This is a genomic window from Comamonas sp. AG1104, assembly GCF_003350425.1.
GTDB classification, from domain to species: domain Bacteria; phylum Pseudomonadota; class Gammaproteobacteria; order Burkholderiales; family Burkholderiaceae_C; genus Comamonas; species Comamonas testosteroni.
On sequence record NZ_QQAS01000001.1, the window covers coordinates 301,837 to 321,933 of the forward strand.

The 20,097-nt window shown below is 61.4% G+C and carries 13 protein-coding genes and 1 riboswitch; of the genes, 6 read left to right on the top strand and 7 right to left on the bottom strand.

Annotated features, from left to right (window positions below):
• Positions 1–23 precede the first annotated feature (23 nt).
• A complete protein-coding gene (locus DFO48_RS01360; RefSeq protein WP_114862307.1) occupies positions 24–569 on the top strand; it encodes a carboxymuconolactone decarboxylase family protein in 546 nt (181 codons plus the stop codon).
• 129 nt (positions 570–698) lie between these two features.
• Here DFO48_RS01360 and DFO48_RS01365 read toward each other — a convergent pair whose 3' ends face one another.
• The 5 genes from DFO48_RS01365 to corA all read right to left on the bottom strand — a co-directional run bounded on the left by DFO48_RS01365 (position 699) and on the right by corA (position 4,444).
• Positions 699–1,427: an anti-sigma factor domain-containing protein gene (locus DFO48_RS01365; RefSeq protein WP_114862308.1), complete on the bottom strand. Its 729-nt coding sequence runs from the start codon at positions 1,425–1,427 to the stop codon at positions 699–701.
• Positions 1,424–2,002, bottom strand: a complete 579-nt coding sequence (locus DFO48_RS01370; RefSeq protein WP_114862678.1) for a sigma-70 family RNA polymerase sigma factor — start codon at positions 2,000–2,002, stop codon at positions 1,424–1,426. The genes DFO48_RS01365 and DFO48_RS01370 overlap by 4 nt, the downstream gene beginning before the upstream one ends.
• 66 nt (positions 2,003–2,068) lie before the next feature.
• Positions 2,069–2,644: a DUF3455 domain-containing protein gene (locus DFO48_RS01375; RefSeq protein WP_003080404.1), complete on the bottom strand. Its 576-nt coding sequence runs from the start codon at positions 2,642–2,644 to the stop codon at positions 2,069–2,071.
• Between the two features lie 151 nt (positions 2,645–2,795).
• Positions 2,796–3,050: a hypothetical protein gene (locus DFO48_RS01380; protein ID WP_003080403.1), complete on the bottom strand. Its 255-nt coding sequence runs from the start codon at positions 3,048–3,050 to the stop codon at positions 2,796–2,798.
• A 419-nt stretch (positions 3,051–3,469) separates the two neighbouring features.
• A complete protein-coding gene (gene corA / locus DFO48_RS01385; protein WP_003080402.1) occupies positions 3,470–4,444 on the bottom strand; it encodes a magnesium/cobalt transporter CorA in 975 nt (324 codons plus the stop codon).
• Between the two features lie 1,012 nt (positions 4,445–5,456).
• Here corA and DFO48_RS01390 point away from each other — a divergent pair.
• From DFO48_RS01390 to DFO48_RS01400, 3 genes are all read left to right on the top strand, one after another.
• Entirely contained in the window at positions 5,457–5,741 is a 285-nt protein-coding gene (locus DFO48_RS01390; protein ID WP_233506268.1) for a hypothetical protein, read from the top strand.
• 100 nt (positions 5,742–5,841) lie between these two features.
• Positions 5,842–7,668, top strand: a complete 1,827-nt coding sequence (locus DFO48_RS01395; RefSeq protein ID WP_158545651.1) for a ShlB/FhaC/HecB family hemolysin secretion/activation protein — start codon at positions 5,842–5,844, stop codon at positions 7,666–7,668.
• 112 nt (positions 7,669–7,780) lie between these two features.
• Positions 7,781–14,737: an MBG domain-containing protein gene (locus DFO48_RS01400; protein WP_114862310.1), complete on the top strand. Its 6,957-nt coding sequence runs from the start codon at positions 7,781–7,783 to the stop codon at positions 14,735–14,737.
• 798 nt (positions 14,738–15,535) lie between these two features.
• On the opposite strand, the gene DFO48_RS01410 is transcribed toward DFO48_RS01400, so the two are convergent.
• Both DFO48_RS01410 and DFO48_RS01415 read right to left on the bottom strand, forming a co-directional pair.
• Entirely contained in the window at positions 15,536–15,916 is a 381-nt protein-coding gene (locus DFO48_RS01410; RefSeq protein WP_003080033.1) for a cell division protein ZapA, read from the bottom strand.
• A gap of 40 nt (positions 15,917–15,956) precedes the next feature.
• Positions 15,957–16,166, bottom strand: coding sequence for a hypothetical protein (locus DFO48_RS01415; RefSeq protein ID WP_003063053.1), 210 nt, complete (start codon positions 16,164–16,166; stop codon positions 15,957–15,959).
• Positions 16,167–16,407: 241 nt separating this feature from the next.
• Positions 16,408–16,649, top strand: a riboswitch (cobalamin riboswitch).
• Positions 16,650–16,716: 67 nt separating this feature from the next.
• Here DFO48_RS01415 and DFO48_RS01420 point away from each other — a divergent pair.
• Both DFO48_RS01420 and DFO48_RS01425 read left to right on the top strand, forming a co-directional pair.
• Positions 16,717–18,627, top strand: coding sequence for a TonB-dependent receptor domain-containing protein (locus tag DFO48_RS01420; protein WP_114862311.1), 1,911 nt, complete (start codon positions 16,717–16,719; stop codon positions 18,625–18,627).
• A 6-nt stretch (positions 18,628–18,633) separates the two neighbouring features.
• Positions 18,634–20,052: a cobyrinate a,c-diamide synthase gene (locus DFO48_RS01425; protein ID WP_233506269.1), complete on the top strand. Its 1,419-nt coding sequence runs from the start codon at positions 18,634–18,636 to the stop codon at positions 20,050–20,052.
• Positions 20,053–20,097 lie beyond the last annotated feature (45 nt).

Here is a 20,097-nt window from a genome sequence, read left to right on the forward strand (position 1 = left end):
CTGCACTATTTGGAAGGCAATACATGACAGCACGCATCGCCCCCGCACACCCCCCCTTTGAGTCCGATATCGCGGAGCGCATCGACAAGACCATGAAGGGTCGCCCGCCGCTGTGGCTTTTCGCGACCTTGGCCCGCGATCCTCGTCTGGCCAGGAAGTTTTTCTCCGGCAGTCTGTTGGATCGCGGTCATTTGACAATACGGCAAAGGGAAATCGTAATTGACCGCACGACGGCTCTGTGTCGCTCTGAATACGAATGGGGGATCCACGTAACCGGCTTTGCGAAGCTGGCCGAACTCACTCACGATCAGGTTCGCTCGACCGTTCTCGGCTCGGCAGCAGATGCCTGCTGGAGCGACGAGGAGAAACTGCTGATACGGGTCTGTGATGCACTGCACTCGCACTGCGATATCGACGACCAACTCTGGGCGAGCCTCAGTGCCACCTTCCCCGAGAACGCCTTGATGGAACTCCTGATGCTGGCAGGTTTCTATCGAACAGTCAGCTACCTGACCAACGCACTGCGGATGCCGCTCGAAGACAACGCGGAGCGATTTCCCACGGCCTAGCGCCGGATTGGGCTGTGCCTACGCGGAGCCCCTTTGGCATCCGCGTACATGCAAGACTCTGTTGCAGAAAATCGTTCACAGGAAGCTGAGCCAGCAGAGGCGTGAAGTTCATGCATGGCGGGGCTGACCCTAGATCTGGACAGCCCGGCCAATGAACTGGATGGGGCCGGTGGGGCGTCCACTCGGCGATCCGCCGTAGGGCTCCAGGGTCAGCTCAAACAGTTGGTTGGGCTGCAGGGGCGGGAGCTTGTCCACTGGGACCTCTATGGCCTGGCCCGGCGTGACCAGACCGAGCGATACCGGAGCGCTCCAGCCGTCGGCTTTGGTCCAGAACTGCAGAGACTTCTCGGCGGGAACACTATCGGTGCCCAGCGGGAGCAGGCGCAGTCTTCCTTCGACTTGGGCCTGTACCAACCAGCCTGGAGACTGGCTCTGGGGTGCGGCCAACACGACGAAATAGCGTGGCGCTGCCGGAGGAGACGCTTCACGCACTGCAAGAACAGTGGCCAGCACTGCTGCAGCGGCGAAACCCGCGCCCGTCAGGCTGCGCCAAAGAGCGAGGCTGTCCCATTGCCACCAGCGTATTCGGGATGGAGTGGCTTGGGGGTGAGTCTTGGGTGCAATGCTTGCGGCGATGCGCTGCCATAGGCCGGCCGCCGGCTCGACCGGCTCGGCCAGGGTCGTGAGCGGCAACAGGCGCTGCTCCCATTCATCCACTGCTGCGCGCAGGGCAGGCTCAGATATCAGGCGGGATTCAATGGAGCGGCGCTGGTCTGCATTGAGCGTGCCCAATACATACTCTCCGGCCTGGGTGTGCAGGTCGTCTGGAGGCAGTGATTGTTGGGTTTCGCCGCTCATTGCATGCATTCCCGCAGTGCGCGCAGTCCGCGCTGAATCCAGGCTTTTACTGTGCCCAAAGGGGCTTGCACCCTTTCGGCAATTTCGCTGTGTGTGCAGCCGTCAACATAAGCGTGCAACAAGCAGGCGCGGCGTGCAGGCTCCAAACCATCCAGGCATTGCCCCAGACGGCCAAGCGCTGCCTGTCGTGCAAGCTCATCGCCGCTTTCCTGCCACGTCGCAAGAGCTGCTTGTGCATCGAGGTGAGTCGTCGCCGGTTCATCCAGCACTGTCTCGCGAGCACTGTCCCGCACTCGATTCAGGGCAGCATGTCTGACTATGCTGTAGATCCAGCCCCGCCCAGCACCTCGGCCGGCGTCGAAGCTCGATGCGCGCTCCCAGATGGACACAAAAGCATCGTGCAGAACATCCTCTGCAGCAGCACGATCCCGAACAATTCTGAGAGCCACGCCCAGCAGGTAGCGCGCTTCGTGCTCATAGATGCTGCGCAAGGCCTCGCGATTACCTCGCGCACAGGCTTGTAGCGCAGCGTCGTGGTCGAAAGCGTCGTCTTTAAGGGCGGCTGCAGGCGGCACAAATAAAAGGGTAGAAGGAAATAGAGATAGATCCTTCATGCATTCTAGTCATGCTGTTGCAAAGCCTTACATCGTGGGTTTCCAGAAGATGTAATCGGCCTGGTACTTGACCATGGTCTTTTGGCCTTTGGTGGTCGAGGTGCAAGGTTGGTCGGCCGGTGCTACGCCTCCTTGGAGCGCTACGCGTTGGATGTAGCTAACGCCTACCAGAGCGCCGGCACCCATGGCGGGATTGGCTTTGACCAATTGGTATGGCAAGTTGCCGGGGCCAGAAGGAGCGACTGCAATCTGCGTAGCCGTAAGCTTGGAGCCGTCGTTGGCCTCCCAGGTTGCGGGAGGGCCGTAGTAGCGACCAATGGACTTGCCCGCACGATCTTTCAGCACCGCATCGGGGCCGACGAAGACCCATTCGGTTTGACCTGGTGCGTTGGCCTTGTCCCGGCACTCATAGGTGATGTCGCCACTGCCTACGGTTTCCCAGGCTACCTTGTGACCTGCGGGGACCTGAATGGGCGCTGGCAGCGAAGCCTGCGAGAAAGTGCTGGCCGGAGACTTCATCGAGCCGCAGGCGGCGAGCAGCGCTGCCGTAGAGGTAACGGCAACCATGGCCGCGAAACGGGGTGCGAAGCGAGTGGACGACATTGAGATTCTCCAATTGGATCGGTTGCAAGGATTCACTGAAGCAGCACATTTCTTGTGTTGCTGCAGGTACTACCCACGAGATCGATGTTTGGATGCACCCGATGCAGATTTTTCTTTGAAAATGTCCCGTAACGCTATGACTTGCGCTGCTTTAGTAGCCTTCGACCAAAGACATCTCCGTTCCATCGACCGCCATCATCACGCTCGTGGTGTTGGGGTCGATTTCAATTGGGATGCCCCACAGCTCGTTGGGTGTACCGAAGGAATTGATGATGTTCAACTGCCGCAGCACTTGCGGCGGCATCTTGATGATGCTTGGGATCGCGTTGTTATGGGCCTTCCAGTGCCTCAGGAGGGTTTGGCAAACACGCTTGCGGACTGTGTGGATCGGTGATTCATCGATCATGGCGCGATTGTCTCAGAGCAGATCGCTCTTTTGTCGGCCATGCTGAGCCATGTCTTGCACCGAGCGGCACAATTCCAGCATCTCAATATGCTGCGCATCCAGTAGAGGGTCGCGTACAGCTCATGCTGTACGACCATTGAAGGATGACTTTCATCGGCGAACTCCTTGCGCCCTCTGTACACAGTCACAGCACGGAGCCCACCAAATTCAATTTATGCGCTGCTTTCTCGGTTTATGTCATACCGGTGTGACGATCTCGGGAAGTTTTACCGATGCCTGGACTGAGCACTTGGCTCCCTCAACTGTGTAAGGCAACTAGCGCTATTGGATTCCTGCTTGAGGTCGATCTGCGCCAGTCGCGATCCGGTTGTGAGTTCAACTGGTCAATACAGCATATGTGCTGAAAATCTCCGCAGGTGCTATAGCCAGCCGGCACGACGAAAGCGGTAGTAGATATAGGCGCAAACGCCGACAATCAATAACAGTGCCGCAGGGTAGCCATACTGCCACTTCAGCTCTGGCATATGCTCAAAATTCATTCCCCAGATGCCTACGAAGGCCGTGCATATTGCAAAGATGCTGGCCCAGGCCGCCAGCCGTTTGGTGACTTCGTTTTCATCGATTGCGACCAGTGCCAAGTTGACCTGCATCGCGGTCGAAATGGTGTCTCGCATTCCCTCGATGAGACCATTAATGCGGACCAAATGGTCTGCTACATCACGGAAGTAATCCTGCGATCCAGTGCATACCTGTGGCACACGTCCACCGTAGAGCTTGCTTACCGCCTCGAGCAATGGTGCAACAGCGTGTTTGAGAACCATGACGCGTTGCTTCAGCCCATAAAGCTGCTTGATGCTCTCTCGTGCAGCTCGCTGCGTGAAGATCTGTAGCTCAACGGCCTCTAGCTCGGCCTCTAGGGCTTCAAGGATCGGAAAGTAACGGTCAACCACCGCGTCCATCAGCGCATACAAGACAAATCCCGCGCCGTGTTTAAGAAGCTCGGGTTCTTTCTCGCAGCGATCCCGTACTCCCAGAAAACCTTGTTTGCTGCGATTTCTGACCGATAGAACGTAGTTGGAGCCGATGAACACATCCACCTCACCCAAGTTGAAATGGCCTGGTTGATTGGGGTCTGGCTCCAGAAGGTGCATGACGGCAAAGAGCGACTGACCGTACTCCTCTATCTTGGGTCGTTGATGCCCATGATGGGCATCCTCTACAGCAAGCTCATGTAGGTCGAACTCTTCACGCATTTCTTCTAGCTCTGTCGACGTCGCATCGGACAGAGCGACCCAGACAAAGCAGTTAGGTCTTGCAATGTACTCGCTGATATCGGCGACTGGAATGTCTGCCAGTTTGGATCCTTTTTCGTAGGCCACGCAATTGATCAGCATCGAGATCCTCTTGAAACAATCGAAAAGCACCAATGGTGCCATGCACGAACCTCAGCAGAGTCCGGCGATAAACAGATGAAAGTGGACCGATAACAGCGGGACAGGTTTTCCTTAACGCCCTTCACCCTCTTTGAGGCTATTGCTGAGGAAACACTACGGTCCCGGCCCGAAATACACAAGCCCATCCTCTACGTTGACCGCAAGCAGTCATCCAAGGTGGGCTTCTTCTGTGATCTGGTCGCTGGCGCTGCTTGGCAGGATGCGCTCATTGAGCCGCCCTCAGTTCGAGGGCGCTTTTGTTCCAGTGAGCGGGGGCATGGCAACGGCTTGTAAGCCGTTGAGCTGAGCTGGACGCGAAACAAAAAACACTTCCGGGCGAATTAAGACTCCCCAGGACGGTACATCGGTTATGGTGGGTAACTTAAATCACTAAGGAATCGCCTGATGCCAAAACCAAACTACCAATTCGAAAAAAGGCAGCGGGAGCTCGAGAAAAAGAAAAAGAAGGCTGAGAAGGCTCAGCGCAAAGCTACAGGGCCCGAAACAGCTGCGCCAGTCCTGAACTCTGAGGCACTGGTTGAGAACAAGTAGGTAAGGGATAGGCTTTGTGTCGGTGCGACTTTTGAGAGCCTCAAAAGAGCTGCGCCGGCATTTAGATAAGCGGCTTACCAAAGCATGATCAATGGTGCCTGGATATCTACAGCCTTGAACTTTGGAAGCTGGAAAAAGATTGCCTGCTAGATGAGTCATCGCGCAGACAATTTTTTTCCAAAACCGGAACACATGCTGGAACAGTTCCCGGAACGTCTTCAAAATTTATAGCATTACATCTTTGATGCCTGAGGCCGGAATCGACCCGCCACGCCTTGCGGCGGGGGATTTTGAGTCCCCTTGGTTGGGCGTTCGATGAGCCGGGCTAGGGGCAGGCAAAACGTGTGGTATGGATTTCGCCGCGCCGTGTGCGCTGGCCGAGTTGTGAAATCGCTGGAAGGATCCGGCGTCCGGTGAGCCGGTGCAGAGCTACAACACGCTGACCATCAATGCCGACTCACATTCCCTGATGAGTCGCATGCACAAGCCAGATCCCAGGCTGCTGGCGGACCAGCAGGACAAACGCAGCGTGATACCGATCGAGATGCAGGGTGTGGACCAGTGGCTGGCGGGGACTCAGAAAGAAGCGTCTGAACTGTTGCGGCTGGCACCGGTCGGCGTGTTCGATGCCGTACCGGCCTGGTTCCAGGCGCCTGCTATCGGCCAGAAGCCCTTGCCTCGGGTTTTCACCCTCCCCCGCGTTTGAATGCTTTGACTTGCCACAACATGCCAAGCTTCAGTGATTGCCCCGTGCGCGGGCTTGCGTCCACACTCGACTTCGTTTCAAAAGTAACAAGTCATTAGCTGTGCGCCTACAAATCCCTGTCGCCTTCCAGGCTCTCACCCTGGCCACCTGCCAGACTGCTGTTCCCAGCTCCTCCACACGCTCCAGCTCCGCCGGACTGCTGGGCCTGCTGTGTCTGGGCTGGCTCTCGCCGGTGCTGTCCCAGCCGGTCTCTATTCCCGATGCGGGCAGCCTGCAGCGTGAGACCGAGCGCAGCCTTCAAGCGCCAGGTGCCATCCCCCAGTTGCGCGCCAAGCCGGCGCAGGAGCAAGCCGCAGACCCCGATGCCCCTCGCGTCACGGTGCAGCGCTTTGTCATCGAAGGCGCCCAACTGCTGCCAGAGCCCGCGCTGCAGGCCTTGCTGGCCGATTTGCAGGGCCATGCGCTGAGCATGCAGGAGCTGGAGCAGGCCGTGTCCCGCATAGAGCGGGCCTACCGCGATGCCGGCTGGTATGCCCGGGTCTGGCCGCCGCCGCAGGATGTCACCCAGGGCGTGGTGCACATCCAGGTGCTGGAGGGCCGCTTTGGCCAAGCCAGCGTGCAGCCTGCCGCATCGTCCGCCGGTGCTCCGCTGCGGGCCGATGCCCAGCGCGTTTTGCGCACCGTCACAGCAGGGCTGCAAGCAGGCCAGCCCCTGTCGGCGGTCAAGCTGGAGCGCGGCCTGCTGCTGGCCAACGACCTGCCCGGCGTGGAGGCCACGGCCGTGCTGCAAGCCGGCCAGGCCACGGGCAGCAGCGACCTGGCCATCGAGGTCGCAGACCAGCCCCTGCTCACGGGCGATATGGCCCTCAGCAACTACGGCCTGCGCACCACGGGAAAGGGCCAGCTCTCGGGCGGGCTGGCCGTCAATAATCTCTCGGGCCGGGGCGACCAGCTCAGCCTGCGCATGCTGGGCTCGGCCCACCTGGGCAGCGTGCAGGCCCGCTACAGCCTGCCCCTGGGCTACGACGGCCTGCGCCTGGCGGTCTGGAGCTCGGCCATGGATTACAAGCTGGCCGGCAGCTACAGCAGCCTGGACGCCAAGGGCCAGGCCTATAGTGCCGGCATGGGTCTGAGCTATCCGCTGCTGCGTCAGCAGGCCCGCAATCTGCAGCTGCATGTGGGCCTGCAGCACCGCCGCTACGACGACGACATGCTGGACACGGCCGTGCGCCGCCAGCGCAACGAGGTCTTGAACTTAGGGCTCAGCGGCAACCTCAGCGACAGCCTGGGCGGCGGCGGCATCAACTGGGGTAGCGTGCAGCTGCTGCATGGTCGGCTGCGCATGCAGGCCAGCACCGGAGAAGTCACACAAGACGCAGCAGGCCCCAACACCCGGGGTAATTACACCAAGCTGGCCTGGCAGGCCAACCGCCTGCAAAGCCTGGCGGGCTGGCTGGGCCAGGGCTGGCAGCTGCAAGCCAGTGCCAGCGGGCAATGGGCCAATCAAAACCTGGGCAGCGCCGAGCGCATGGGCCTGGGCGGACCCGACCAAATCCGCGCCTACCCCGTCAACGAGGCCATGGGCGACCAAGGCCTGCTGCTCAAGCTGCAGCTGCAGCGCGAGCTGGGCAGTGCCCTGGGCGGGGGCTGGCAGGCCCAGCTGTTCTACGACTGGGGCCAGATCCGCCAGCACAAAAAGCCATGGCAGGGCTGGGATGGAGGCAGTGGCATGGCCAACAGCTACCACCTGGCCGGCTGGGGCCTGGGCCTGCGCTGGAGCGGCCAGGGCGACTGGCGTGGCTGGCAGATGCAAGCCAGCGTGGCCACCCCGGTGGGCAACAACCCTGCTGCCAGCCAGGGACGCAACAGCGACGGCAGCAGCCAGCGCAGCAGCCGGGGCTGGTTGGTACTCAGCCGCAGCTTCTAAGGGGTAAGGGGCGGCCCAGCCCCCATCGCTTGAACTCACAGAACCATCGCTGTCAGCGCTACGGATAGGTGCGCACAGCGTTTTTAAACCCATTTTTTTGCAGGTGCATCGCATGAACCACTACTACCGCCTTGTACGCAGCGCCGACGGCACGCGCTATATGCCCGCCCCCGAAACCGCCAAGAGCCAGGGCAAGGCCAGCAAGGCCGTGGCCTCGGTCAGCGTGCTGCTGGGCCTGGTTTCGGCAGGGGGCAATGCCTGGGCCCAGGCGCCACCGGCCAATGCATTGCCTACCGGCGGCCAGGTCGCGGCTGGCCAGGCCAGCATCGGCCAAAACGGCAAGCAGATGACCATCAACCAGGGCAGCGACCGTGCCGTCATTAACTGGCAGGGCTTTGACATCGGCAGCCAGGCTGCCGTGCGCTTTAACCAGCCCGGCACCAGCTCCGTGGCCCTGAACCGGGTGGTGGCAGGCGATGCCAGCCAGATCCACGGCCAGCTCAGCGCCAATGGCCAGCTCTGGGTGCTCAACCCCAACGGCGTGGTGTTTGGCGCCGGCAGCCGGGTGGATGTGGGCGGCCTGGTGGCCAGCACCATGCACAGCAGCGACGCCGACTTCATGGCCGGCAAGGCCGTGTTCCATCGCAACGGCAGCACAGGTAGCGTCCTCAATCAAGGGGAGATCACCGCCCATGGCGATGGCGGCCAGGGCGGCCTGGTGGCCCTGCTGGCCCCCACCGTGAAAAACGAGGGCATCATCCGCGCCCAGCTGGGCAGCGTGGTGCTGGCCGCGGGCGATCGCATCACGCTCAGCACCGGCGTGGGCGGCAGGCTGCAGGTGGCGCCAGACCCGGCCACCGTGAAGACGCTGATCGAGAACAAGCAGCTCATCGTGGCCGATGGCGGCCAGGTGCTGATGACCAGCCGCGCCGCCGATGCGCTGTCGGCCGGCGTGGTCTCCAACAGCGGCACCGTGCAGGCCCGCACCCTGGCCCACCAGGAAGGCCGCATTGTGTTGCTGGCCGATATGCAGCATGGCAGCACCCAAGTGGCAGGTCTGCTGGACGCCAGCGCCCCCGATGGCGGCAATGGTGGCTTTGTGGACACCAGCGCGGCCCGGGTGCAGATCCAGGCCGGCACCCGCGTGACCACCCAGGCCGCCAGTGGCAAGACCGGGCAGTGGCTGATTGACCCCACGGACTTCACCATCAGCGCCGGCGCAGCTACCCAGACAGACAGCGGCATAGGCGCAGACACCCTGGTTGCCAACCTGGCCAGCACCGATGTCACACTGCAAACCGTGGCCGCCGGCAGCGACAAGGGCAGCATCCATGTGAATGCCGATGTGCGCTACGACGCCAACCAACTCACGCTCAATGCCCACCACGACATCAACATCAACGCCACCATGGATGTGGGCGGCACGGGCAGCCTGGCACTGAACCATGGCAACACCCTGGGCAACGCCTGGACTGCTCCGGCAGCAGACAGCCAGCTGAGCATCAATGGCCGCGTGAACTTTGCGCAAGCCGGTGCGGGCCTGCTCAGCATCAACGGCCATGGCTATACCGTGATCAACGATGTGGACGCCCTGCAGGCCATGAGCATCAATCTGAGCGGCAAATACGCCCTGGGTGCCGACATCGACGCCAGCGCCACAGCCGGCTGGAACTGGAACTGGGATGTCAGTGTCAACAACGGCTTTGTGCCCATTGGCAGCGGCAGCGACAACACCGACGCCACGCGCTTTACCGGCAGCTTCGATGGCCTGGGCCACAGCATCCGCGATCTGACGGTCAATGTGACTCAGCCGCAGTACTCCAGCAACTATGGCTACAGCGCCAGCTATGCGGGCCTGTTTGGCACTACCGGCAGCGCTGCGCGCATTGCCCATGTGGGCCTGGACAATGCCAGCATCAAGGCGTCGGGGGGGAGCACCAACTCGGCGGGCACGCTGGTGGGGAGGAACAGCGGCGCTATCGTCCAAAGCTATGCCACGGGCAACGCCACGGCAGAGGGGGGGGAGAAAAACTCCGCGGGCGCGCTGGTGGGGGAAAACTACGGCAGCATCAGCCAAAGCTATGCCACGGGCAGCGCCACGGCAGAGGGGGGAGGGAGGAACTTCAGCAACTCCGCGGGCGCGCTGGTGGGGGAGAACATCCGCGGCAACATCAGCCAAAGCTATGCCACGGGCAGCGCCACGGCAGTGGGTGCGGGAGGCTACAGCAAAAACTCCGCGGGCGCGCTGGTGGGGGAGAACCTCGACGGCAACATCAGCCAAAGCTATGCCACGGGCAGCGCCACCGCATCGGGAGAAGGGAGCTACGAAAACTCCGCGGGCGCGTTGGTGGGGGCGAACGTCTACGGCAGCATCAGCCAAAGCTATGCCACAGGCAGCGCCACGGCAGAGGGGGCGGACTGGAACTTCGCGGGTGCGCTGGTGGGGATGAACAACGGCAGCATCAGCCAAAGCTACTGGAACAAAGAACTGGCTACCAGTGCGGTGGGCGTCGACAGCGCCGCTGGTGCGACGGGGCTGACCACGGAGCAAATGTTCGATGCCCGCCACCTTGCGGGTTTTGCATGGGGCACGGTCTGGGGCAATGCAGGCAACCAAAGCACGCCCTATCTGCTGGGGATGGCAGGCAATCAGGTGTTTATCAAGACCGATGTGCCCAGCAGCGTCAGCCATGCCAGCCGCCCGCCGATGTACACCGCCATTCAGGATGTGCAGCAATTGCAGGCCATGCAAAACGATCTGGCAGGCCGCTATGCACTGGTCAACCATATCGATGCCAGCGCCACCGCTGGCTGGAACCTGAATGCCGGCATCTACAACGGCTTTGTGCCCATTGGCAGCAACAGCGACAACGACGCCACACGCTTTACCGGCAGCTTCGACGGCCTGGGCCACAGCATCCGCGATCTGACGGTCAATGTGACTCAGCCGCAGTACCCCGGCAACTCTGGCTACGACAACACCAGCTACGCGGGCCTGTTTGGCGCTACCGGCAGCGCTGCGCGCATTGCCCATGTGGGCCTGGACAATGCCAGCATCAAGGCATCGGAGGGGAACTGGAACTACGCGGGCGCGCTGGTGGGGGAAAACAACGGCGATATCGTCCAAAGCTATGCCACGGGCAACGCCACGGCATCGGGGTGGGGCTCGAACTCCGCGGGCGCGCTGGTGGGTAAAAACAACGGCAACATCAGCCAAAGCTATGCCACGGGCAGCGCCACGGCATCGGGGGGGAGCTACCACTACGCGGGCGCGCTGGTGGGTGAAAACAACGGCAGCATCCGCCAAAGCTATGCCACGGGCAGTGCCACGGCATCGGGGGGGTACTGGGGGAACTACGCGGGCGCGCTGGTGGGGATGATCCACTTCGGCAGCAGCATCAGCCAAAGCTATGCCACGGGCAGCGCCACGGCATCGGGGGGGAGCTACAACAACTCCGCAGGCGCGCTGGTGGGGAGAAACTACTACGGCAGCATCAGCCAAAGCTACTGGAACAAAGACCTGGCCACCAGTGCGGTGGGCGACGGCAGCGCCGATGACGCTATGGGGTTGACCACGGAGCAAATGTTCGATGCCAGCCACTTTACGGGTTTTGCATGGGGCACGGTCTGGGGCAATGCAGGCAACCAAAGCACGCCTTATCTGCTGGGGATGGCAGGCAATCAGGTGTTTATCAAGACAGATGTGCCCAGCAGCGTCAGCCATGCCAGCCGCCCGCCGCTGTACACCGCCATTCAGGATGTGCAGCAATTGCAGGCCATGCAAAACGATCTGGCAGGCCGCTATGCACTGGTCAACCATATCGATGCCAGCGCCACCGCCGGCTGGAACCTGAATGCCGGCATCTACAACGGCTTTGCGCCCATTGGCAGCAGCAGCGACAACACCGACGCCACGCGCTTTACCGGCAGCTTCGATGGCCTGGGCCACAGCATCCGCGATCTGACGGTCAATGTGACTCAGCCGCAGTACCCCGGCAACCCTGGCTTCAGCTCCAGCTATGCGGGCCTGTTTGGTGCTACCGGCAGCGCTGCGCGCATTGCCCATGTGGGCCTGGACAATGCCAGCATCAAGGCATCGGGGGGGATCTGGAACTCTGCGGGCGCGCTGGTGGGGTGGAACAACGGCGCTATCGTCCAAAGCTATGCCACGGGCAACGCCACGGCAGAGGGGGGAATCGGCACCTACGCGGGCGCGCTGGTGGGGGAAAACTACGGCAGCATCAGCCAAAGCTATGCCATGGGCAGCGCCACAGCAGAGGGGGGCTCAGGCAACTCCGCGGGCGCTCTGGTGGGGGTGAACATCAACGGCAACATCAGCCAAAGCTATGCCACGGGCAACGCCACAGCCAAAGATGGCAACGCCAACTTCGCGGGCGCGCTGGCGGGGGAAAACTACGGCAGCATCAGCCAAAGCTACTGGAGCGCGGACCGCAATCCCGGGCAACCAGGGGTGGGAAATAACAGCGGTTTAGATGCCGAATCCCAGGGGCTCACGGATGCCGAGTTCCAAAAAGCCAGCAGCTTTGCGGCCTGGGGCAGCGATATTGATGACCAGGGCGGCACGGGCGCAGCCTGGCGCATTTACGAAGGTCACAGCACGCCGTTGCTGCGCACGTTTTTAAAGCAGGTCACGGTGGACCTGGGAGCATTAGCGAGCAAGACCTACGATGGCACCACAGGCAGCGGCGTAATCGGCGGCTCGGATTACAGCATTGCACCAGGTGTTGTTCTAGGCGGTGCAGGCAGCGACCTCAGCTACCAAAGCAACAATAAGAACGCCGGCAACTACAGCGCAAAAAATGGCGGACTCTTGGTAAGTGGGCTGTATTCAAACCAGCAAGGCTACGACATCAGCTACCAAGGCAGCTTTGAAATCACCCAAGCCTCACTGACCGTGACGGCCGATGCGGCCAGCAAGGTCTATGGCGATGCCGATGACCTGAAGTACACCAGCAGTGGCTTGATCCACGGCGACAGCCTGGGCGGAAGCCTGGGCCGTGCTGCTGGTGAAAACGTGGGCAGCTATGCCATCCACCAGGGCAGCTTGGCCAACAGCAATTACCGCATCACGTTCACGGGCAACCAGCTGCAGATCACACCCAAGGCCTTGACCGTGACGGCCGATGCGGCCAGCAAAGTCTATGGCGATGCCGATGACCTGAAGTACACCAGCAGCGGCTTGATCAACGGCGACCGCCTGGGCGGAAGCCTGGGCCGTGCTGCTGGTGAAAATGTGGGTAGCTATGCCATCCACCAGGGCAGCTTGGCCAACAGCAACTACAGCATCAGCTTCAATGGCAACCAGTTGCAGATCACGCCCAAGGCCCTGACCGTGACGGCCGATGCGGCCAGCAAAGTCTATGGCGATGCCGATGACCTGAGGTACACCAGCAGCGGCTTGATCCACGGCGACAGCTTGAGCGGAAGCCTGGGCCGTGCTGCTGGTGAAAACGTGGGCAGCTATGCCATCAACCAGGGCAGCCTGGCCAACAGCAACTACAGCATCAGCTTCAATGGCAACCAGTTGCAGATCACGCCCAAGGCCCTGACCGTGACGGCCGATGCGGCCAGCAAAGTCTATGGCGATGCCGATGACCTGAGGTACACCAGCAGCGGCTTGATCCACGGCGACCGCCTGGGCGGAAGCCTGGGCCGTGCTGCTGGTGAAAATGTGGGCAGCTATGCCATCCACCAGGGCAGCCTGGCCAACAGCAATTACCGCATCACGTTCACGGGCAACCAGTTGCAGATCACGCCCAAGGCCCTGACCGTGACGGCCGATGCGGCCAGCAAAGTCTATGGCGATGCCGATGACCTGAAGTACACCAGCAGCGGCTTGATCAACGGCGACCGCCTGGGCGGAAGCCTGGGCCGTGCTGCTGGCGAAAATGTGGGTAGCTATGCCATCCACCAGGGCAGCTTGGCCAACAGCAACTACAGCATCAGCTTCAATGGCAACCAGTTGCAGATCACGCCCAAGGCCCTGACCGTGACGGCCGATGCGGCCAGCAAGGTGTACGGCGATGGCGATGCCGATGACCTGAAGTACACCAGCAGCGGCTTGATCAACGGCGACCGCCTGGGCGGAAGCCTGGGCCGTGCTGCTGGCGAAAATGTGGGCAGCTATGCTATCCACCAGGGCAGCTTGGCCAACAGCAATTACCGCATCACGTTCACGGGCAACCAGCTGCAGATCACACCCAAGGCCTTGACCGTGACGGCCGATGCGGCCAGCAAAGTCTATGGCGATGCCGATGACCTGAAGTACACCAGCAGCGGCTTGATCAACGGCGACCGCCTGGGCGGAAGCCTGGGCCGTGCCGCTGGTGAAAATGTGGGTAGTTATGCCATCAACCAGGGCACGCTGGCCAACAGCAACTACAGCATCACATTCACGGGCGACCAGCTGCAGATCACGCCCAAGGCCCTGACCGTGACGGCCGATGCGGCCAGCAAGGTCTATGGCGATGCCGATGACCTGAGGTACACCAGCAGCGGCTTGATCAACGGCGACCGCTTGGGCGGAAGCCTGGGCCGTGCTGCTGGTGAAAACGTGGGCAGCTATGCCATCCACCAGGGCAGCCTGGCCCACAGCAACTACAGCATCACGTTCACGGGCGACCAGCTGCAGATCACACCCAAGGCACTGACGATTACCGCCGGCAATGCTCAGAAAACGACAGGTCAGAGCCTGGTGTTTCAGGGTCATGAGTTCACGGCCCAAGGCCTGGTGGGTTCAGAGCAGATTCAGAGCGTGCAGCTGGATAGCGCAGGGGCCGCGGCCAGCGCTGCAGCAGGCAGCTACGCCATCGTGGCCAGTCATCTGCGCGCAGGTGCGGGCTTTGATGCACGCAACTACGACATTCGCTATGTGGATGGGCAGCTGCAAGTGCAGGCGCAGGCACAGCGCACCGCCCTGGGCGTGGGTGATCTCTGGCGCCTCTACAGCCCGCAGCTGATGCAGCAGCCAGGCCCACAAGTCCCTCCGGCACAAAAGAAACCGCTGCTGACCATAGAGCCGGAGCACATTCGGATGGCGGCCATATAAGGTCCGACTGCCCAGCCAGAGCCGCCCTATAGCCCCGATTCCCGCCGGTGCTGTTGGCGGCTGTGCGTTAGTAAGCAGCCATTGGGGGGACTTATTCCCGAACTTCTGCTTGGGGTCGTTTACGGACTCAGGTTTTGCCGAAGCTCGCGTAAGGCTTTGCGCCAATCCCATGGTGCGACTGGCTCGGCATCTCGCCAAAGTCCAACTTTTCGCACCGCAGCTTCTTGCTCCGCAAACTCGTATTGGCCGCTAGCGTTCTGGGACGTCGATGTCCTGCGGCCTGACTTTGACTTGCTCATAAGCGCCAGGCTCACCACAGCGGGCGGGGTCAGGGTGTGGCCGCCTGAGATGCCGACAAGGAGGCAAAGGAGGGCGGCTGCCGAGCATAGCCTCAGTCTATTAGGCAAGAAAAAAGCCCGCAATGCGGGCTAATCATCAATTCAAAATAGATGCCTAAGTTGTTGATTCCAATTGCGTGCAACTGGCTGGTTTTGTTTGGCTTTTGAGGCCATTTATTGTGAAAAAACCAACTAAACCAACAGCTTGTATGTGTAAAGGTGTCTGCAAATGCCACCGGTTCGTCATCCTGAACCGGGGGTTCAGGTGGGCAAGAGCAACCTATCGTTGGGTTCATCTGACGCGAGACGATCACGCTCAATAGGTGATTTATCAAGCCCATGCTCGTTGAGCATTGGTTCAAGGAAATATAAAAACCGGCAGATTTGCAGACGGTTTTATTCTAACGGGTATTGGCAGTCGCGCGGAGGTCATGACTGCTTTGCTGCTGAGGTTACCTGATCAGAGCAGCCTGGCGTCAGCATCCAGTGCCTGATCGAGCTTGAGCACCAGTTGCTCGGCAAGCTCCTGCTGGCGCTGCAGCTCAGCCTGGGCGGCCTCATTGGCCTCAGGAGGCGTGAACTGTTCCTGAGCAAGCGCCTGCATTTCTGCCTGGGCGTTGGCCATAAGGGCTTGCTGGGCATCACGGTCAAGCACGTCGAAAGCCATATTGAGGGCTGCCAGTACCGCCACACGCTCGCGCGAGCGGACTTTGCCGCTGTCACGGATGCGGGTCATGGCGTCATCAACGCGGCGAACGGCTTCCTGCACACGTTCTTCTTGACCATCGGGGCAGGTCAGCACATAGCTTTGCTGCATGATTTGCACATCGATCTGCTTCATGGGCGTCAGTGGCGGGTCTGGTGATGGAGGGTGACGGCTGTCACTCTCCCTGGTTGGCGGGCAGGCGTTCGATCAATGCATCGACGCGCGCACGTGCGGCCTGCAGGCGCAGACGCAGCAAATCGCGCTCTTGCGTCAGAGCGATGACCTGATCGGTGAGCAGGGTGTTGGTGCGCTGCAGTTCCTCGTGGCGCACCAGCAGACGCTCTACGCGCTCGGCAATGAGATCAAGAGAGGGCTGGGTGGTCATAGACTCTGCCATTGTAGGTCTTGCAGTCCGTGGATGAGTATAAATGTGCAGGCAAATTCAGCAGTTTGTGCCAGAGCACAGGCTGCTTGACTGCCGTAGTCGGGAAACTGCAATATTTCTCTCAAAATCGTAGCGTGCTGCGCAAGTTCTGTGTGCCTCAAACGCATGTTTAAGGTAAAAAATCGTCACCTGAGCCGCGCAAGGCTACTTCGAATGAAGGATCTGCGCTGCGTAGCGCTCATTACAATGGGCGTCTGTTGGTGCTCGAGGCTGCTTTTCTGTGGTCTCAGTTCAACGGGAAGCAGGGAGGGGTTGGCCAGATGCACTGGCACTCCGAACCTGCGCTGCCCCCGCAACGGTCGGCGAATGGAATGCTGCGGCATTCCGCCTTTTCCCCCATGGCCACTGGCGCTTCGCGCTGGGAAGGCCGGCAAGAGGATGATTCGCCTAGCCCGGATACCGGCCAACATGGGTTGCCTGCATATTGTGCAGGTATGTTTGCTCAATGTCGGCGGGTAGGCTGGCATGGGCGTATTCAAGTGTGCTTTCCATGAGTCCGCAATCTTCGTCCCTGCGCCTGGCGCGGGTGGTTTCGCGCGCACGCGCCTCCTTTGTTCTCCGTCCCACCTTGCTGGCATCTGCGTTGGCCATGGCGTTTGCCGCACAGGCTCAGTCAGCTACGCAGGCCGATGCGGTGCACATGAAAGAAACCGTGGTCACCGCCAATCGCATCGAGCAGCCTTTGTCCGATCTGGTGGCTGATATGTCGGTGGTGGGGCGTGAAACGATTGAAGCTGCGGGCGCCGTGGGCGTGGCCGATGTACTCTCGCGTCTGCCGGGTGTGCAGATGGTGCGCAACGGCGGCGCCGGCTCGACCACCAGCGTTTATCTGCGCGGTGCCGATACGCGTTTCACTGCCGTCTATATCGATGGCGTGCGCGTGGACTCGCAGTCCACGGGCGGCGCCTCCTGGCAGGATATTCCGCTGGAAGCGATCGACCGCATTGAAGTGTTGCGAGGCCCGGCGGCGGCTGTTTATGGCTCTGACGCCATCGGCGGCGTGGTGCAGATCTTCACCAAAAAGGGCGATGGCAAAGCCAAGCCCTATGTGGGCCTGGGCTGGGGCAGCCGTGGCACGGTGAAGGCTCAGGCCGGCGTCAGTGGCGGTGCCAGCGGCTGGGACTACAGCCTGGGTGTTTCACATGCCAGCAGCAACGGCTTCAATGCCAAGACCTCTGCGGGCTTCAATCCCGATGCCGATGGCTATCGCAGCAACGCCTTCAACGGCCGTGTCGGCTATCAGATCAACAGCAATCAACGTGTTGAGGCCACGGCTCTGACCAGCTACATGAATGCGGGTTATGACGCCACTGTCTCCAAGACCAGCCCCATGGCCGACGACCGCAGCATCTACAAGATGAATGCGGTAGGCCTGAACTGGCTGGCCAAGTGGAGCGATGTCTACAGCACGCGCCTTCAGTACACGCAGTCACGCGATTTCTACCAGACCAAGCCCAGTGTCTATGAAACCGACACACGTTTGCAAAGCTATCTGTTCCAGAACGAGTGGCGGCTGGGAGCGCAGACCGTGACAGCCGCGCTGGAGCGCCGTGAGGACAAGCTGGTCAACAACGGCCTGGATATCGGCAGCCGCAATCGCTCCCAGAACGCACTGGCACTGGGCTATGGCCTGCATGCGGGCAAGCACACGCTGCAGCTCAACGCCCGCCATGACCGCGACAGCGAGTTCGGCGGCCACACAACGGGCAGTGCTGCGTATGGCTATGAGTTCATGCCCAACTGGCGCGCAACCGCATCGGCCGGCACTGCCTTTCGCGCACCTACGCTCTATCAGCGCTTCAGCCAATATGGCGATGCCAGCCTGTCGCCCGAAAAAGGCCGCAATGTGGAGCTGGGCCTGAAATGGGGCAAGGGCAGCGACAGCTTCTCGGCCACGCTTTATCGCAACAATGTCTCCAATCTCATCAACTATGTGGGTGGGACAGGCACCTGTGCGGGCAATACCGGCCAATACGGCGGCTGCTATGCCAACGTGGCCAAGGCCCGTTACGAAGGCATCACCCTGGCCGCCACCACCCGCTTGGGCATGGTGAACCTGCAAGGTTCGGTGGACTTCCAGGATCCGCGCGATACCGATAAGGATCTGCAACTGGCTCGCCGCTCCAAGCGTTACGCCAATCTGTCTGCCGACACCACACTGGCCGGCTGGAGGCTGGGCGCCGAAATGCAGGCTGCCGGAAAGCGCTTTGACGATGCTGCCAACAAGACCGTGCTGGGCGGCTACACGCTCTGGAATCTGAGTGCACAAAAGCAGCTGACACCTGAATGGAGCCTGGTGGCGCGCATCAACAATCTGGCTGACAAGCGCTATGAGCTGGCCCGAACCTATGCCACCGAAGGCCGCAGCGGCTATATCGGGGTGAAGTGGGAAGCCAGGTAAGCGGCCATGTCAGTCACCGCAATGCATGAAACAGGCTCGGGCGTGCGCTGCCCCGCGCTCTTGATCAGTGCTCCGGCCTCCGGCCAGGGCAAGACCACCGTCACGGCAGCCCTGGCTCGCCTGCATGCGCGCCAGGGACGCAAGGTGCGCGTGTTCAAGTGCGGGCCGGATTTTCTGGACCCCTACTGGCATGAGCTGGCCAGTGGTTCGCCCGTGCATTCGGTGGATTTGTGGATGACGGGCGAGGCGGATGTGCGCCAGCGCCTGCATGAGGCGGCCCAGGAGGCCGACCTGATTCTTGTCGAAGGCGTGATGGGCCTGTTCGACGGCAACTTCAGCGCAGGCGATCTGGCGCAGCTGCTGGGTCTGCCCGTGCTGGCCGTGGTCGATGCCTCGGCCATGGCGGGCACTTTCGGGGCGCTGGCCTACGGCTTGCAGCATTACCAGGCCGGCCTGCGCTGGGCAGGCATGCTGGCCAATCGGGTGGCCACGGCGCACCATGCGGATCTGCTCAGGCAGGGCCTGCGCGACCAGTCTATGTGGCTCGGGGCCATGCCCGGGGTGCAACTGGGCGATGCGGCAGTCAAGTCCAGGTCTGCGGCGCTGCTGCCCGAGCGCCACCTGGGCCTGATTGCCGCCCATGAACTTGGCGATGCCCTGCAGCGTCTGGATGCCGCGGCCGATGCCCTGGCCCAGACGCCGCTGGGGCAAAGGGCCTGGGTTTCGGGCGACGGCCAGCCCAGCTGGCAGGACTGGTGCGTGGACTTTGCCGCGCCAGACATTTGCGGCGATCAGCCTTGCGTGGAGCCCTGGCTGAGCGGCCGTCGCATTGCCATTGCGCGCGACGCGGCGTTTTCGTTTATCTATCCCGCCAATCTGGACTGTCTGCGTGCCATGGGGGCAGAGCTGTGCTTTTTCTCGCCACTGGCTGGCGATGCACTGCCGCCCTGCGATGCGATCTGGCTGCCCGGCGGTTATCCGGAGCTGCATGCCCGGGCCCTGCATGAGAGTCGGCAGTTGCGCGACGGCATTGCCCTGCATATGGCGCAGGGCAAGCCGGTCTGGGCCGAATGCGGCGGCATGCTGGCGCTGTGCGATGGCGTGACCGCTCTGGACGGCAGCACCCAGTCCCTGTGGGGGCTGCTGCCCGGTCAGGTCGTCATGCAGAGCCGGCTTGGCGGACTGGGCATGCAGCAGCTGGCACTCGATGCGGGCTTGCTGCGCGGCCATACCTTTCACTACACCAGACTGGAGACGGCCATGCCGGTGCTCACGCGCAGCAGCCGCCCCGGCGCGGCCGTGCAGGCCGACCGTGGCGAGGCGCTTTATCAGCATGGCAGTGTGCGGGCCAGTTACTTTCATGCCTGGTTTCCGTCCTGCCCATCGGCTGTGGCGGCGCTTTTTGGCGCAACAATCGAAGGCTGAGCCTTTAGTCCATCACCATGAGCCCTGCAAGCACAGTCTCCTTCG